The sequence below is a fragment of the Streptomyces qinglanensis genome, assembly GCF_900111245.1.
GTDB classification, from domain to species: Bacteria; Actinomycetota; Actinomycetes; order Streptomycetales; family Streptomycetaceae; genus Streptomyces; species Streptomyces qinglanensis.
Genome location: NZ_FOGO01000005.1, coordinates 335,482 through 350,639, shown reverse-complemented (window position 1 = coordinate 350,639; position 15,158 = coordinate 335,482). Strand labels below are relative to the sequence as shown.

Sequence of the window (15,158 nt, the reverse complement as noted above, 5' to 3'; positions counted from 1 at the left end):
CGGAACGGGAGCGGAAACCTCCCGGTAACAAAGTCGTGCGCGACTACTGGCCAGTGACCTTACTCGCGCGTAAGTTGACGGCGATTCAACAGCTCCGCCTCCCCCCCATCCCTCACAGCACGAGGAGCCGGACATGAAGCTGAAGCCGTCAACACCGGCCGCGTCGGCGGCCGGAACCCTCCGCAGATCGCGCCTCCGCAGGTCGGCGGCCGCCGCGCTGGCCCTGGCCGTCGCGGCGGTCGTGGCACTGCCCGCCACCGCCACCGCGGCGCCCGAGAGCGCACGCACCTCCAGTGGCTGGAACGACTACTCCTGCACACCGTCCGCCGCACACCCACGCGCCGTCGTCCTGGTCCACGGCACCTTCGGCAACTCCGTGGACAACTGGCTGGGGCTCGCTCCCTACCTGGTCAGGCGCGGCTACTGCGTCTTCTCGCTGGACTACGGGCAGTTGCCGGGCAAGCCCTTCTTCCACGGGCTCGGTCCCATCGAGAACTCCGCCGGGCAACTCTCCGCCTACGTCGACAAGGTGCTGGACGCCACCGGCACCGGCAAGGTCGACATCGTCGGCCACTCGCAGGGCGGCATGATGCCCCGGTACTACCTCAAGTTCCTCGGCGGTGCCCCGAAGGTGAACGCGCTCATCGGCATCGCCCCCAGCAACCACGGCACCACCCTCAGCGGTCTGGCCGCACTCGCCGACCAGTTCCCGCCCGTCGGCGACGTGGTCGACGAGATCGGCCCGGCGCTGCTCCAGCAGAAGCAGGGCTCCGACTTCCTCCAGAAGCTCAACGCGGGCGGCGACACGGTGCCCGGCGTCGCCTACACCGTGATCGCCACCAGGTACGACGAGGTCGTCACGCCCTACCGGACGCAGTTCCTCGACGGGCCCGGCGTCAAGAACGTGACGCTCCAGGACCTGTGCCCGATCGACATCTCCGAGCACCTGACCATCGCGCTCGTCGACCGGGCGGCCTGGCACGAGACGGCGAACGCGCTCGACCCGGCGCACGCCACCCGCACCACCTGCTTCTCCTGAGGCGGATCCGCCTCCTCCGGGGGCGGACCGGCGCCGGGGCTCACCCCTCGGTGTGAATCTTCTCGGCGTACCGCGGACCGTAGTACTCCTCCAGGAACTCCAGGGAGTCCTCGGTCCGGTCGAGGGCCTTGGCCAGCCGGGCGCGGTTCGGCAGCGCGTCCGGCTGCCAGGTCTCCGGATCCCAGGTGCCGGAGCGCAGAAACGCCTTCGAGCAGTGGTGGAAGACCTCGTCGATCTCCACCACCAGCGCCAGCGCGGGACGGTGACCGCGCGCCACCATCCCGTCCAGGAACGGCGCCTCGCGCACGATCCGCGCCCGGCCGTTGATCCGGAGCGTGTCACCGCGGCCCGGCAGGAAGTGGATCAGGCCGACGTGCGGGTTGGACAGGACGTTGCGCAGTCCGTCCACCCGCCTGTTGCCCGGTCGCTCCGGCAGGGCGATGGTCCGGTCGTCCAGCACCGTGGTGAACCCCGGCGGATCGCCCTTGGGGGAGACGTCGCAGCTCCCGTCGGCCGCCGAGGTGGCCACGAGGCAGAACGGCGAGCGGGCCAGCCACGCGCGGTCCAGGGGATGCAGCGCGGAGCGGGTCTTGTGCACCGCGTGGGCGGCCGGCTGCCCCACCAGGGCCCGCAACTCCTCCTCGGTGGTGACCTCCACCATCCCGTCCGCCGCTCCGACCGCTTCCGCCCCACGTGCCGTCATGACTGCTCCACTCCCTCAACCCTGCTCCCGGGCACGAGCGTACGGCGCCGCCTCCCCCGCTGCGAGGGGGAGAGCGGCGCCGGGCCGCTGCGCCCGGGTGCGCTCAGCCGCGCGGCGGGGCCGCGGCGGCGGCCCTGCGGCGGGCGGCGACGACCAGCACCCCGGCCCCCGCGGCGAGAACCGCGGCGCCGCCCACGGCGAGCGGGACCGTACTGCTGTCGCCACCGGTCTCGGCCAGGTCAGCGCCCTCGGCCCCACCGCGCGGCGCCGCCCCGCCCTGCGGTGCGGGCCCCTCGCCGCCCGGCCCGGAGCCGGGAGCCGCGGAGCCGTCGCCGTGTCCGGCGCCGCCTTCAGCGCCGTGCCCGGAACCGCCGTCCTCGCCGCCGTGCCCGCCGTGGTCCACGGTCGACTTGTCCGCACCCGCCGCGATCTGCTGCTCGTCGGGCGCCTTCGGCGCCTGCCCGGCGCCGGCGCCGCCCTCTCCGCCGAAGGTGACGTCCGAGCAGGTGTAGAACGCCTCCGGGCTGTCCGAGCGCTGCCAGATGCTGTAGACGAGATGCCGGCCCGACCTCTTCGGCACGGTGCCCTCGATGACGTAGCTGCCGTCCTCCAGCGCCGGGTCGGTCGCCTTCGCGAACGGCTCCGGCTCCAGGTCGGACCAGGTCAGCGGCTCGGACGGGTCGTAGCCCGCCTTGGTGAGGTACAGCTCGAAGGTGCCCTTGTGCGGCGCGGTGGCCCGGTACCGGAAGGTGTGCGCGCCGGCCTGCATCGCCGTGGCCGGCCAGTCGGTACGGGGCAGGTCCAGCCCCTTGTACTTGTCCCGGCCCGCGCTGCACAGCTTCCCGTCCGGAATGATCTGCCGGTGCCTGCCCGCCGCGTCCGGGATGTTGACCTCGTTCCAGTCGTAGAACGCCTGGGTCCCGCTCGCGGCGACCGCCGCCTTGCACGCAGCCGACTGCGGGCTCTCGGGCCCCTCGGCGAAGCAGGCGGACACCCGGCTGACCGGGTCGGCCATCGAACCGTGCGCGGCTGCGGGTGCGGCGGTCGCCAGGACGAGCGCGAGCGGTGCGGCGCCCAGTGCGGCGATTCCGGCGGCCGTGCGGCGAACGGACATGAGAAGAGCTCCTTGTCACGGGGGGACGCCGCCCTCAGGCGGCGGGTGCGGGGGGCCGGAGCGGGCTCGGGGCGGCACCGCCTCCCCAGCGGCGCACTGCCGAACCCGCCCCGGTGGCCAGCACGTTAGTCACGCCGAGGGCCCGAGGCGGCCCGCCGGCGGCCGCTGCCGGGATCCTTAGGGATCACTTAAGGCGGGTCTAAGCACCCCGACAGACTCGGGGCTGCGGCACAGCCGCGCGGAACCGCGAGCTGGGCTTATGCGTTTTCCTCCCTGAACGCCCCGCCCGACCCCGCGGACGCTCCCGCGGGCCGCGGCGGACACCCAGCGCACGAAGGGAGGGAGCAGGCCGTGAACCTGCTGGATCTGCTCCTGATCGTCGCGGCGCTCGCCTACGCCGGTTCCGGATACCACCGGGGGCTGGTCGCGGGCCTGGTCTCGTTGGCCGGGTTCGTCGGGGGCGCCTCCCTCGGCGTGTGGCTGCTCCCCTACGTCCTCCGCTTCGCGGACCGCGGCACCACCACCGCCACCCTGCTCGCGCTGCTGACCGTGCTGGCACCCGCCCTGGGCGGACACGCGCTGGCCTCCCAGCTCGGCTGGCGGATACGCCACGCCCTCCGACGCACCCCCGCGCGCTGGGCGGACGGAGCGGGCGGCGCCCTCGTCAACGTCGTCGCCGTCCTCGTCGTCGGCTGGATGGTGGGCAGCGCGCTCGCGGCCTCCCCTTCGCCCGCGCTCAACCAGGCCATACGGGGCTCCGCGCTGCTGAAGGGCGTGCACGAGCGGATGCCCGACACCGCGGCGACCTGGTTCAACCGCGCCACCGGCGCGCTCACCACGGCGGGCTTCCCGCCGGTCTTCAACCCCTTCGAGCAGGAGCCGGGCGCGTCCGTGCCGCAGCCGTCCGGGGACGCCGTCACCCAGGCGGCGACAGCGGCCGCACAGCACAGCACGGTCAAGGTCGAGGGCGTCGCCGACGTGCGGGGCGGCAGGCAGGGGCAGGAGGGCAGCGGATTCGTCTACGCCCGCGGCCACGTGATGACCAATGCGCACGTCGTCGCCGGTGTCGATGCGCCGACCGTCCGCGTCGGCGGCGTCGGCCGCCCCTACCCGGCCCGGGTCGTCCTCTTCGATCCGGACAAGGACATCGCCGTCCTGAACGTGCCGGGCCTGGAGGCGCCCGCGCTGCGGTTCGCCGGGGACGCCGAGCGGGGCGACCGGGCCGTGGTGGCCGGCTATCCGGAGAACGGCGGCCTGGACCTGCGTGCCGCGGCCGTGGCGGCCCGCACTCCGGCGCGCGGCCAGGACATCTACGGAGGCTCGCTGACCACCCGGGACATCTACGCCGTACGCTCCCAGGTCCGCCCGGGCAACTCCGGCGGGCCGCTGCTGACCTCCGGCGGGCGGGTGTACGGCGTCGTGTTCGCGCGCTCGACCACGGATGCGGGAACCGGGTACGCGCTCACCGCCGACCAGGTGCGAGGAGCCGCACGGGAGGCCGCGGAGGCCACGGCCGCCGTGGACACCGGGAACCGCTCGGCGCTGTGAAGCCCGGGTCGCCGCCCGGACCCGGTGCGGCGGCCCGTCATATCCGCTTGACGCACCGCCACTCCGTGGCGACCTCCGCATAGCCCAGGCGCCGGTTGACGGCCAGCATGGGCTCGTTCGTCGCGTCGTTCCCGGTGTAGGCGTGCCGGTAGCCCACCGCGCGGGCCCGCCGCAGCGCGGCCAGCTTGGCCAGTCGCGCCAGGCCCCGGCCGCGGAAGGCGCGCCGGGTGCCCGTCATCCCCGACCAGTAGCGGTCCACCCCGTCGGTCTGCGCGACGCTGTACGCCGCGATCCGCCCGTCCACCAGCGCCACGCTGCTCAGCTCGGCGTTCCAGTCGGGCCGCTGCCAGTTGTGCCGCAGCCACTGCGCGTACGGTGCGCGGCCCACGGGCACGTCGCCCGGCTCGTCCGCGGCGCATTCGATGTCGGCCTCGTACAGCGGCCGCAGGTCGTCGGCGAACTCGGCGACCCGGTGCAGCGTGACCCCCGGCGGCAGCGGGTCGGGCAGCTCCGGCAGGGCCGCGCGGTCCAGCACGCGTCCGAGGAAGTGCGCCTGCCGGGAGCGGGCATAGCCGCGGCGTTCGGCGAACCCGGCGGCGTGGCCGTCCGCGGCGACCCAGCTGTACACCCGCCGCACCGCCAGCTCCGCCAGATATGCCTCGCCCGCGGCCACCAGGGCCGAGCCCGTGCCCCGGCCCCGGTGTCCGGGCGGCACCGCCGTGTGCAGAAAGCCCTGTCCCGGCTCCACGCTCCCCGCGACCAGGCCCGCCTCCGCACACCCCGTGACCGTGCCGTCCGCGTCCTCGGCCACCAGCAGCCGCCGCCGCTGCCCTGCGGGCGCTTGCGCCACCTCCCAGGCGACCGTCTCGGCCGTGCACACCAGATACGGGATCGTCGCGCGGCGGACCGCGGCCACGGACCGGGCGTCGCCGGGGTCGTCGGCGCTGAAGGTGCGTATCCGGGACGTCATGCCGCGGAGGCTACGTCGGCGGCGCGCCGCGCCGCCTCCGGATTTCCCGGGGTGGGGGAGAATCGGCCCGTACCCGCTCGCTCCCCGGAGGACCTGTGCCGCCGAACCCCGTGAACGCCCTGGACATCGACCTCGACCCCGGTGCGCCGGAAGCGCCCTACGAGCAGGTGCGGGCGCGCATCGCCGCGCTCGCACGCGGCGGCGACCTGCCCACCGGCTACAAACTCCCCACCGTGCGGGGCCTCGCGGAGGAGCTGGGCCTCGCCGCGAACACGGTCGCGAAGGCCTACCGCGCGCTGGAGGCCGACGGCGTGATCGAGACCCGGGGACGCAACGGGACCTTCATCGCCGCCGTCGGCGGAGTCGCCGAGCGGGAACTCGCCGAGGCGGCACAGGCGTTCGCCGCCCGGGCGATGCGGTTGGACGCCGGTCAGGACGCGGCGCTGTCCGCCGTCCGGGATGCGCTGCGCGCCCAGTACGGCGGGTAGCCCGGCCCCCGTACGCCCCCCTCCGTACGCCCCTCGTACGGATTTTCCGTCCCGTACGGACCTCGGCACCGGCTCCCGGCGCGGCGGGCCGGACCCGCTGCGCGGCCGGGGTCTAGAGGCGGGCCGCCGCCTTGGTGGCGGTGGTGCGGAACGCGGAGACCGGCGCGTCCTGCAGGGTGCCCATCTCGGCCCAGCGCACCACGGTGACCTTCGTGCCCTTGCGGATCACCGCGAACAGGTTCACGCCGTGCTCCGACTCCGGCGGTGCGGTGTGCACGCCGTAGAGGTGTGCGCTGTCCCCGGCCTCGACCGTGCCGTAGTCGTCCCAGGAGGCCGTGCTGCCGGGGTGGTCCCGCAGCCAGTCGGCGGCGCAGCCCGCCGCGCGGTCCGCCAGCTTCGAGGCGAGTTTGTCCGCCGCCTTCACGGACGCGGTCGTGGTGGCGACCTGGGAGGCGTGGGTGTCGTAGTCGGTGCCGAAGAGGCGGTGGTAGGTGCCGGAGGTGTCGGGTACCGCACCGTCCACGCAGAAGGTCTCCGGGTCCGGCAGGCCCTTGGCGACCGCGCCCTCGTACCACGGGGACGTGGCGTGCGGCGGCAGGTCGTCGGCGGTCAGGAAGCCCGGTGTCGCGCTGCGGGGCGCGGCCGGGGCCGCGGCGGCGGTGGCCGTCGCGGCGGTGAGCAGGGCGACGGCGGCGGCGGTGGCCGCGCCGGCGGCGGAACGCGTACGCATGGTGGGTCCTCCCCCTGGGCGAACTGTCGTGGGGTCAGACCCATGAGTGCGGCCGATGGTTGTCCGCGCGGGCGGCTGCCGGGCGCACCACCGGCCCGGTCCCGGCGGGCGGCGGCACCTGACCGCGGCCGGCCGTCGTGGCCGGGCCGGGGACCGCCGCCCGGCGGTCACAGATACAGGCCCGCGCCCTCCCGCTCCTGGCCGGGGACGTCGGCGGGCCGTCGGCCCTTCTTCCGGGCGTAGAGCTCCGCCAGGGTGGCGCCGTCGCGGCCGACACCGTCCTCGGTGCCGAGCCAGGCGACCGCCTCCTCGCGGCTGAGCGAGCCCACCTCGATCCGGGCCAGGCAGCGCCCGGGCCGCACCACCGCCGGGTGCAGCCGCTCCAGGTCCTCGTTCGTGGTGACCCCCACCAGCACGTTGCGGCCCTGGCCCAGCAGCCCGTCGGTGAGGTTCAGCAACCGGGAGAGCGCCTGCCCCGCCGCGTACTTGGCCTCGCCGCGGATGAGCTCGTCGCAGTCCTCCAGGAGCAGCAGCCGCCAGCGGCCGGACTCCGGGTCGGAGTCGTCCGAGCCGATGGCGATGTCCATCAGATAGCCGATGTTGTTGAACAGGTGCTCGGGGTCCAGGACGCAGTCCACCTGGCACCACTCGCTCCAGGACCGGGCCAGCGTGCGCAGCGCGGAGGTCTTGCCGGTGCCGGGCGGGCCGTGCAGCAGCAGCAGGCGCCCGGAGATCTCGTCCGGGGTGACCTTCATCAGGTCGTCCATGGCGGTGGCCACCCGGGCCGTGTAGTTCTGCCGCACGTCCGACCAGGCGCCGGCGCTGATGGTGCGGGAGGTGCGGCGCGGGCCGCGCATGGGGGAGTGGTACCAGAACCCCATGGACACCTGGTCCTCCTGCGGCTCGGGCTCGTCCTCCGCGCCGTCCACCGCCTGCCGCAGCCGCTGCTCGGCGAGTTCGTCGGTGACCGCCGTGACCGTGACCTCGGCGCCGCGGTTCCAGCGCGAGACCCGCGCCGTCCAGCCTTCCCCCTCGGCCAGGACCGCGCCGGAGTTGTCGTCCTTGGCCTCGCGCAGGATGCGCGCTCCCGGCGGCAGCAGGGTGCTCCCCTTCTTGACGCGGTCGACGGTGTGGCTGCGCGAGTACGGCTGTTCCCCCAGGGTGAAGCGGCCCAGGAAGAGGGCGTCGATGATGTCGCCGGTGGAGTCGCTGTCGTCGATCTGCAGCCGCGGTACCAGGGCCCGTTCGGGCGCGGTCGGTTCCGGTGCGCCGCTTCCGGCCGCGGTCGTCGCGGGGCCCGGGACGGGGGTGGTCGAAGGGGGCGTCGTCGAGGTCTCGGAAGCCAGGGCCGCGCTCCTCTGGTCGGGTCGGCGGTCGGTACACATGACCGCCATGATCCGGCATGGCGGCGGCACTCGCACGCGGGTTTCGCGGCGCGCCACCCGCGCATCCCGGAAGCCCGTCCGCCCCCTGTGTGCGCCCGACGCCTCCCGGAATCGGGGTGGTTCATCCTGTTCGCGGGGCTTCCCGGGGTGCCGGGCGGGTGCCGGGACGGCGTACCGTGTGCGTCAACAGCCTTGTGGGGCAGGTGAATGCTGTGGCCGGGATACACGCATGTCGTAGTCGGGAGATAGGGTTACTCTGCCCGGGCCGGGTGCCCTCGTACGGGTGGGGAGTGACATGGAACAGATAACAGTCGGCAGCAGGGCGCGGGTGCCCGCGATCAAATGCGGTACCGGTGCGACGAGTTCGCGCCTCGACCGGCACCTCTCCGTGCTCGCGGGTCCCGCTGTCCCACCACGCGAGGCGGAGGACGCGACCACGCTGATGCGGGAGATCACGCAGCGCGACGCGCTGCACAGCCGCACGCGCAACCGCGGTGCGCGGGTCTCCCTCTTCGCCCCGCTGCGCAAGCTGCGCCGCACGCTGTTCGGCGAGCGCGGCTGAAGGCGGCCGCCGGACTGCTCCCTCGCGGAGTCCGCGGATCCCCGCGGAACATCCCGGCGGCCGTTTCCCCCGTGTCTTCCGTACTCCCGGCTCCCCGTTCTCCCGGGCCCCCGGCCTCTCGGGCCCCCGTCCGGCCCCGGCTCGCTCGGCCGCCCTGGCCCGGCCCGTAGCGCCCGTCACGCCCGCTCGTCGTGGTCCGCCAGGTTCTCCAGCGTCACGGAGAAGGCGAAGCGGTCCCCCCGGTAGTGGATGCGGACCACGTCCACCACGCGCCCCTCCCCGTCGTAGGTCACTCCCGTGTAGTGCAGGATCGGGCTGAGCAGCGGCACCCGCAGCAGCCGGGCCGTCTCCGGATCGGCCAGCCGCGCTTCGACGGTGTCCGTGATCCTGCTGATCCGCACCCCCACGGCGTCCCGCAGCACCTTCGTCATCGGCCAGTCCCGGCGCAGATCCGCCGGGTCGATGTGATCGGCGACATCCCTGCGGATCAGGTTGCAGGCCCAGTTGGTCGGCTCGCCGCTCTCCCGCTCGCAGCGCAGCCGCCGGTAGGCCATCGCCTCCTGCTGGCCGGGGAAGTACTCGGCCAGCTCGGCCGGGACCGGCTCCGGCCCGTGGCCCAGCAGCGTGGTGGGCTCCCCGGACTGCTGGGCGACGATCGTGTCCACCGAGCCCAGCAGCCGCACCGGACGTGCCCGGCGCGCCTCCGGCTCGATGAAGGTGCCGCGCCGCCGGTGCCGGCTGATGAGCCCCTCGGTCTCCAGCTCCTTGAGGGCCTGGCGCATGGTCAGCACGCTGACCCCGTAGTGCTCGGCCAGCCGGTCCTCGGGCGGCAGCCGGTCCGGAGCCTGCGGAGGGCGGCCGAGTATGGAGGCGCGGAGGGACTGGGAGACCTGGTACCAGAGAGGCAGCTTCCGGTTCAGCTCGACGGAGTCGGGGGTGAACAGCGGCGTCATGGGGCGTGCCTCCACGGGTGAGGTCGGCCCGCCCGGGTCCGCACGGCCGGTGCGGGCCCCGGCGGAGCGGAGCCGCGCCGGCTCGCGCGGGCGGACCGGCCGGGGACGTCAGGGAGCCGGGAAGTGGCGCTCAAGACCCTGCCACACCGCGTCGTAGTCCGCCTGCAGGTGTGCGGCGCCCGCGGCCTGTTCGGTGAGCGTGATCGGCCAGCGCGTCTCGAACATGAAGGCCAGCCCGTCGTCGATCTTCTGCGGTGCCAGTTCGGCGGCCGAGGCCCGCTCGAAGGTCTCCCGGTCCGGGCCGTGCGCCGACATCATGTTGTGCAGCGAGCCCCCGCCCGGTACGAAGCCGCCCGCGCCGCCCGCCTTGGCGTCGTAGGCGCCCTCGATCAGGCCCATGTACTCGCTCATCACGTTGCGGTGGAAGTACGGCGGCCGGAAGGTGTCCTCGCCCACCAGCCAGCGGGGTGCGAAGACCACGAAGTCCACCCCGGCCAGGCCCGGGGTGTCCGAGGGCGAGGTCAGCACGGTGAAGATCGAGGGGTCGGGATGGTCGTAGCTGATGCTGCCCAGCACGTTGAAGCGGCGCAGGTCGTAGACGTAGGGCAGATGGTTGCCGTGCCAGGCCACGACGTCCAGCGGTGAGTGGTCGTAGACGGCCTTCCACAGGTTGCCGCAGAACTTGTTGACCACCTCGACCGGCCGCTCCACGTCCTCGTAGGCGGCCGTGGGGGCCAGGAAGTCCCGCGCGTTGGCGAGCCCGTTGGCGCCGATCGGCCCCAGGTCGGGCAGGACGAAGGGGCGGCCGTAGTTCTCGCAGACATACCCGCGCGCGCTCTCCTCCAGCAGCTCCACCCGGAAGCGCACCCCGCGCGGGATCAGCGCCACGTGTCCCGGGGCCGCGCCGAGCAGCCCGAACTCGGTGTGCAGCAGCAGCCCGCCGCGCTCGGGGACGATCAGCAGTTCGCCGTCCGCGTCGCTGAAGACCCGGTCGGTCATGGACGCGTCGGCGGCGTACAGATGCACGGCCATACCGCTGCGCTGCCGCGCGTCGCCGTTGCCGCCCAGCGTCCAGAGCCCCGCCAGGAAGTCGGTGCCCTGGGCGTGCCCTCTGCTCGAAGAGCTCGGGGGAGGCTCGGGGAGCGGGCCCCAGCGCAGCCGGTTGGGATCGGGCTCGGCCTCCTCGAAGGGAGCGCTCCGCAGGCCCCCGTTGTCCGCGCGGACGAAGCGGGGGTGTGCCGCCGAGGGGCGGATGCGGTAGAGCCACGAGCGGCGGTTGTGCGCCCGGGGCTCGGTGAAGGCGCTGCCACTCAACTGCTCCGCGTACAAACCCAGCGGCGCCCGCTGGGGGGAGTTGCGGCCGAGGGGCAGTGCGCCCGGCTCGGCCTCGCTGCTGTGCTCGTTGCCGAACCCGGCCTGGTAGGTCAGGCGCTCGGCCGTGCCGCGCGTCCGATCCCGTGCCTGGTCGGCGGAGGTGCCGGTGCTGCTGGTGGTGCTGTCGGTGCCCTGGCCCATCGCCAACTCCCGCCGCATCATGAATTCCTATGGAGGACCATAGGAATAACGGGGGTCCCCGTCAACGCACCACGCGCGCCCGCAGGACACGCCGGGTCCGGGGGCACGGCAGCGGCTCCCGGTGATCCAGGGCACCCCGACGCCGTGCTGACACCTTGCTGACCCGACAGTAGGTTTGCCCCATGAAGGCACACGACGGCATGTACATCGACGGCGCCTGGCGCCCCGCTGCGGGCACCGGGACGATCGAGGTCACCAACCCCGCCGACGGAACCCTCCTGGCCACCGTCCCCGCGGGCGGGCCCGAAGACGTCGCGGCAGCCGTGCGCGCCGCCCGCGCGGCGCTGCCCGGCTGGGCCGCCACCCCGCCCGCGGAACGCGCCGCGCGACTGGACGCGCTCCGGCGGATCCTCACCGACCGGCGCGAGGAGATCGCCCGGACCGTCACCGCCGAACTCGGCTCCCCGCTCACCCTCTCGCAGAAGGTGCACGCCGCCGTGCCGATCGCCGTCTGCACCGGCTACGCCGAGCTCGCCGCCGCGTACTCCTTCGAGGAGCGGCTGGGCAACTCCCTGGTGCTGCGCGAGCCGGTCGGAGTCGTCGGTGCCATCACCCCGTGGAACTACCCGCTGCACCAGATCGTCGCCAAGGCCGCACCGGCCCTCGCCGTCGGCTGCACCATGGTGCTCAAACCGGCCGAGGACACCCCGCTGGTCGCCCAGTTGTTCGCGGAGGCCGTCGACGAGGCGGGGGTGCCCGCCGGAGTCTTCAACCTGGTCACCGGGCTCGGCCCGGTCGCCGGACAGGCGCTGGCCGAGCACGAGGACATCGACCTGCTCTCCTTCACCGGCTCCACCGCGGTCGGCCGCCGCATCGGCGCGGCGGCCGCGTCCGGCGTCAAGCGCGTCGCGCTCGAACTCGGCGGCAAGTCGGCCAACGTCGTCCTGCCCGGCGCCGACCTGGCGAAGGCCGTGAAGGTCGGGGTCGCCAACGTGATGTCCAACTCCGGCCAGACATGCAGCGCCTGGACGAGGATGCTGGTGGACTCCGAGCGCTACGAGGAAGCCGTACGGCTGGCGGCCGAGGCCACCGCCAAGTACACCACCGGGGACCCGCTGGACGAGGCCACCCGGGTCGGCCCCCTCGTCAACGCCGCGCAGCGGGAGAGGGTCACCGGCTACATCGAGCGCGGCCGCGAGGAAGGGGCCCGGCTGGTGGCGGGCGGCGCCGAGCCCCCCGAAGGCGTCGAGCGCGGCCACTACGTCCGGCCCACCGTCTTCGCCGACGTCACCCCCGGGATGACCATCGCCCAGGAGGAGATCTTCGGTCCCGTGCTGTCCCTGCTGAAGTACGAGGACACCGAGGACGCGCTGCGGATCGCCAACGGCACCGTCTACGGCCTGGCCGGCGCCGTGTGGTCCGAGGACGAGGAGGAGGCCGTCGCCTTCGCGCGCCGGATGGAGACCGGACAGGTCGACATCAACGGCGGCCGGTTCAACCCCCTGGCGCCGTTCGGCGGATACAAGCAGTCGGGCGTCGGCCGGGAACTGGGCGTGCACGGCCTGGAGGAGTATCTGCAGACCAAGTCCCTCCAGCTCTGAGACCCGCGCTCACACCGGCCGCGCCAGGCCGGTCCGTCCGAGGCCACTCCCGTCCCGCACCCCGCTTGGAGCCCGCATGGTTCGCGCCCTCGTCCTGCCCGCCGTCTCGGCACCGCTGGAGGTCACCTCGATAGCCCTGCCGGACCCGGGCCCCGGCCAGGTGCGGGTGCGGCTCGCCGCCGCCGGGGTCTGCCACTCCGACCTCTCGCTGGCCAACGGCACCCTGCGCCAGCCCGTACCGGCCGTCCTCGGCCACGAGGGCGCGGGAACCGTCGTCGCCGTGGGCGAGGACGTACGGGATGTCGCCCCCGGTGACCGGGTCGTCCTGAACTGGGCACCGAGCTGCGGCGAGTGCCACTTCTGCGCGCAGCTCTCCGAGCCCTGGCTGTGCGTGCGCGCCAACGACGCCACCACCACCCCCTACGCGCGCACCCGCAGTGGCGACGGCCTCTATCCCGGGCTGAGCGTCGCGGCCTTCGCCGAGGAGACGGTCGTCCCGCGCCGCGCCGTCCTCCCGCTGCCTCCGGGGGTGCCGCTGGAGGACGCGGCGCTGCTGGGCTGCGCCATGCTCACGGGGTACGGCGCGGTGCACCACAGCGCCCGGGTACGGGTGGGCGAATCCGTCGCGGTGTTCGGCGTGGGCGGGGTGGGGCTGGCCACCCTGCAGTCGGCGCGGCTGGCCGGTGCCGGACAGATCGTGGCGGTGGACGTCTCCGCGGAGAAGGAGGAGATGGCCCGGGCCGCCGGGGCGACGGACTTCGTGGTGGCGGGAGAGAAGACCGCCAAGGAGGTCCGCGCGCTCACCGAGGGCGGCTACGGCGCCGATGTGGCCATCGAGTGCGTGGGGCGTGCCGCGACCGTCCGCGCCGCCTGGGACTGCACCCGGCGAGGCGGCCGGGCCGTCGTGGTCGGCATCGGAGGCAAGGACGAGCAGGTCTCCTTCTCGGCGCTGGAGATCTTCCACTTCGCGCGGGAGCTGCGGGGCTGCGTCTACGGCGACTCCGATCCCGCGCGGGACGTCCCCGTACTGGCCCAGCACGTACGGGACGGGCGGCTGGAGCTCGGGGCGCTGGTGAGCGAGCGGGTCGGGCTGGAGGGGGTCGGGGACGCCTTCGCGGCCATGCGGGCCGGGCGGGGCGGGCGCACGCTGGTGGTCTTCTGAGCCCCCGGCCGTCCTCCGGACCCGGCCGTCCTCCGGACCCGGCGGTCCTCCGGAGCCCGGCGGTCTTCCGGACCTCGGCGGGGTCGGGCTAAGCATCCGCTCAGTGCGCAGTAAGCTGGGCGGATGACGACGGGTGAGATCGATGAATCCTTCGGCGGCGTCACTCCGGACGCCGCCCGCCGCCTGCTGCTGGGTGCCGTCGAGGCGTTCGCCGAGCGGGGTTTCCACGCCACCACCACCCGCGACATCGCCGGACGTGCGGGGATGAGCCCGGCCGCGCTCTACATCCACTACAAGACCAAGGAAGAGCTGCTCTTCCACATCAGCAGGGTCGGCCACGAGCGCTCGGTCGCGGTACTGGAGGAGGCCGTCGCGAGTGCACCCGACAGCGCGGAGCGGCTCGCCCGCGCCGTCCGCGCTTTCGTGCGCTGGCACGCGGAGCACCACACCACGGCGCGGGTCGTCCAGTACGAGCTGGCGGCGCTGGGGGAGGAGCACTACGCGCGGATCGTGCTGCTGCGCAGGCGCAGTGAGGAGATCCTGCGTGCGGTCCTGGAGGAGGGCGTGGCGGCCGGGGAGTTCGACATCCCCGATCTGCGGGGCACCGCGCTGGCCGTGATGTCGCTGTGCATCGACGTCGCCCGCTGGTTCAGCCCGGAGGGCCGCAGGACGCCGGACGAGATCGGCGCGCTGTACGCCGATCTCGCCCTGCGGATGGCGGGCCACCGGCCCGCCGGTCTCACCAGTAGTAGCGGCTGAGGCTCACCGCGACGCACACCGGCTTGTCGCCGCCCTCCCGTTCCACGGTCACCTGCGCGGCGACCTGCACCCCGCCGTCCGGTGTCTCGCTGACGTCGGCCAGGGTCGCCCGGGCGCGCAGCCGGGAGCCGACGGGCACCGGGGCGGGGAAGCGCACCTTGTCGGTGCCGTAGTTGACGCCCATCCGCACGCCTTCGACGCGCAGGATCTGCGGGACGAGTGCCGGCAGCAGCGAGAGGGTCAGATAGCCGTGCGCGATGGTGCTCCCGAAGGGGCCCTCGGCGGCGCGCTCCGGGTCCACGTGGATCCACTGATGATCACCGGTCGCGTCCGCGAAGAGGTCGATCCGCTTCTGGTCCACCTCGAGCCAGTCGCTGACGCCCAGCTCCTGGCCGACCGCGGCGCGCAGCTCCGGGGCCGAGGTGAAAACCTGGGGTTCCGCCATGCAAACAACCTCCCACGCTGGTAAGTCGCGGAGCAGATGCCGAATAAGCGATTGCTCAGCACGTGCCCGTCAGCATGCCAGCAGGGCCCGTCGGGGCGCCACCCCGGCCCGGTGCCGTCGGCCGCGCCTGGCCCGGTGCCGCCTGCCGCGCCCCGGTCCGAGTACCGGTGCCGGCCCGGGCGCC

General features: G+C 74.0%; 15 protein-coding genes. 7 read left to right on the top strand and 8 right to left on the bottom strand.

Features of this window, described 5'->3' with window-relative positions; all coding sequences use genetic code 11:
* The first annotated feature begins 133 nt into the window (after positions 1-133).
* Positions 134-1,039, top strand: a complete 906-nt coding sequence (locus BMX65_RS14060; RefSeq protein ID WP_075000578.1) for an esterase/lipase family protein — start codon at positions 134-136, stop codon at positions 1,037-1,039.
* A 40-nt stretch (positions 1,040-1,079) separates the two neighbouring features.
* Here the strand turns inward: BMX65_RS14060 and BMX65_RS14055 are convergent, their stop codons facing one another.
* Complete coding sequence (locus tag BMX65_RS14055) at positions 1,080-1,742, bottom strand: pyridoxamine 5'-phosphate oxidase family protein (RefSeq protein WP_079171876.1); 663 nt, start codon at positions 1,740-1,742, stop codon at positions 1,080-1,082.
* 103 nt (positions 1,743-1,845) lie between these two features.
* Positions 1,846-2,856: a lytic polysaccharide monooxygenase auxiliary activity family 9 protein gene (locus BMX65_RS14050; protein WP_075000577.1), complete on the bottom strand. Its 1,011-nt coding sequence runs from the start codon at positions 2,854-2,856 to the stop codon at positions 1,846-1,848.
* A 351-nt stretch (positions 2,857-3,207) separates the two neighbouring features.
* Between BMX65_RS14050 and BMX65_RS14045 the strand changes: the two genes are divergently transcribed.
* Positions 3,208-4,404, top strand: coding sequence for a MarP family serine protease (locus BMX65_RS14045; RefSeq protein ID WP_075000576.1), 1,197 nt, complete (start codon positions 3,208-3,210; stop codon positions 4,402-4,404).
* 37 nt (positions 4,405-4,441) lie between these two features.
* On the opposite strand, the gene BMX65_RS14040 is transcribed toward BMX65_RS14045, so the two are convergent.
* Positions 4,442-5,374 carry a GNAT family N-acetyltransferase gene (locus BMX65_RS14040; protein ID WP_075000575.1) on the bottom strand — a complete coding sequence of 311 codons (933 nt, stop codon included), beginning with the start codon at positions 5,372-5,374 and terminating at the stop codon, positions 4,442-4,444.
* Between the two features lie 95 nt (positions 5,375-5,469).
* On the opposite strand from BMX65_RS14040, the gene BMX65_RS14035 reads away from it, so the two are divergent.
* Positions 5,470-5,862 (top strand): GntR family transcriptional regulator, encoded by a 393-nt coding sequence (locus BMX65_RS14035; RefSeq protein WP_075000574.1) that lies wholly within the window; start codon positions 5,470-5,472, stop codon positions 5,860-5,862.
* 112 nt (positions 5,863-5,974) lie between these two features.
* Here the strand turns inward: BMX65_RS14035 and BMX65_RS14030 are convergent, their stop codons facing one another.
* Entirely contained in the window at positions 5,975-6,592 is a 618-nt protein-coding gene (locus BMX65_RS14030; RefSeq protein ID WP_075000573.1) for a hypothetical protein, read from the bottom strand.
* Between the two features lie 167 nt (positions 6,593-6,759).
* Entirely contained in the window at positions 6,760-7,977 is a 1,218-nt protein-coding gene (locus BMX65_RS14025; RefSeq protein WP_079171875.1) for a DUF5925 domain-containing protein, read from the bottom strand.
* 295 nt (positions 7,978-8,272) lie between these two features.
* Here BMX65_RS14025 and BMX65_RS14020 point away from each other — a divergent pair, with 295 nt between their 5' ends.
* Complete coding sequence (locus BMX65_RS14020) at positions 8,273-8,539, top strand: hypothetical protein (protein WP_037705985.1); 267 nt, start codon at positions 8,273-8,275, stop codon at positions 8,537-8,539.
* Between the two features lie 176 nt (positions 8,540-8,715).
* Here the strand turns inward: BMX65_RS14020 and BMX65_RS14015 are convergent, their stop codons facing one another.
* Together BMX65_RS14015 and hmgA are read right to left on the bottom strand one after the other, a co-directional pair.
* Positions 8,716-9,492 (bottom strand): GntR family transcriptional regulator, encoded by a 777-nt coding sequence (locus BMX65_RS14015; RefSeq protein ID WP_075000572.1) that lies wholly within the window; start codon positions 9,490-9,492, stop codon positions 8,716-8,718.
* Positions 9,493-9,600: 108 nt separating this feature from the next.
* On the bottom strand, positions 9,601-11,007 hold the full coding sequence (hmgA, locus tag BMX65_RS14010) for a homogentisate 1,2-dioxygenase (protein ID WP_075000571.1): 1,407 nt from the start codon (positions 11,005-11,007) through the stop codon (positions 9,601-9,603).
* Between the two features lie 182 nt (positions 11,008-11,189).
* Between hmgA and BMX65_RS14005 the strand changes: the two genes are divergently transcribed.
* The 3 genes from BMX65_RS14005 (at position 11,190) to BMX65_RS13995 (ending at position 14,529) form a co-directional block, all read left to right on the top strand.
* Positions 11,190-12,608, top strand: a complete 1,419-nt coding sequence (locus BMX65_RS14005) for an aldehyde dehydrogenase family protein (RefSeq protein ID WP_075000570.1) — start codon at positions 11,190-11,192, stop codon at positions 12,606-12,608.
* A gap of 76 nt (positions 12,609-12,684) precedes the next feature.
* A complete protein-coding gene (locus BMX65_RS14000) occupies positions 12,685-13,770 on the top strand; it encodes a zinc-binding dehydrogenase (protein WP_075000569.1) in 1,086 nt (361 codons plus the stop codon).
* Between the two features lie 123 nt (positions 13,771-13,893).
* Complete coding sequence (locus tag BMX65_RS13995; protein WP_075000568.1) at positions 13,894-14,529, top strand: TetR/AcrR family transcriptional regulator; 636 nt, start codon at positions 13,894-13,896, stop codon at positions 14,527-14,529.
* Here BMX65_RS13995 and BMX65_RS13990 read toward each other — a convergent pair.
* Positions 14,510-14,974, bottom strand: coding sequence for a MaoC family dehydratase (locus BMX65_RS13990; RefSeq protein ID WP_019355358.1), 465 nt, complete (start codon positions 14,972-14,974; stop codon positions 14,510-14,512). The two genes, BMX65_RS13995 and BMX65_RS13990, sit on opposite strands and share 20 nt — an antisense overlap.
* Positions 14,975-15,158 lie beyond the last annotated feature (184 nt).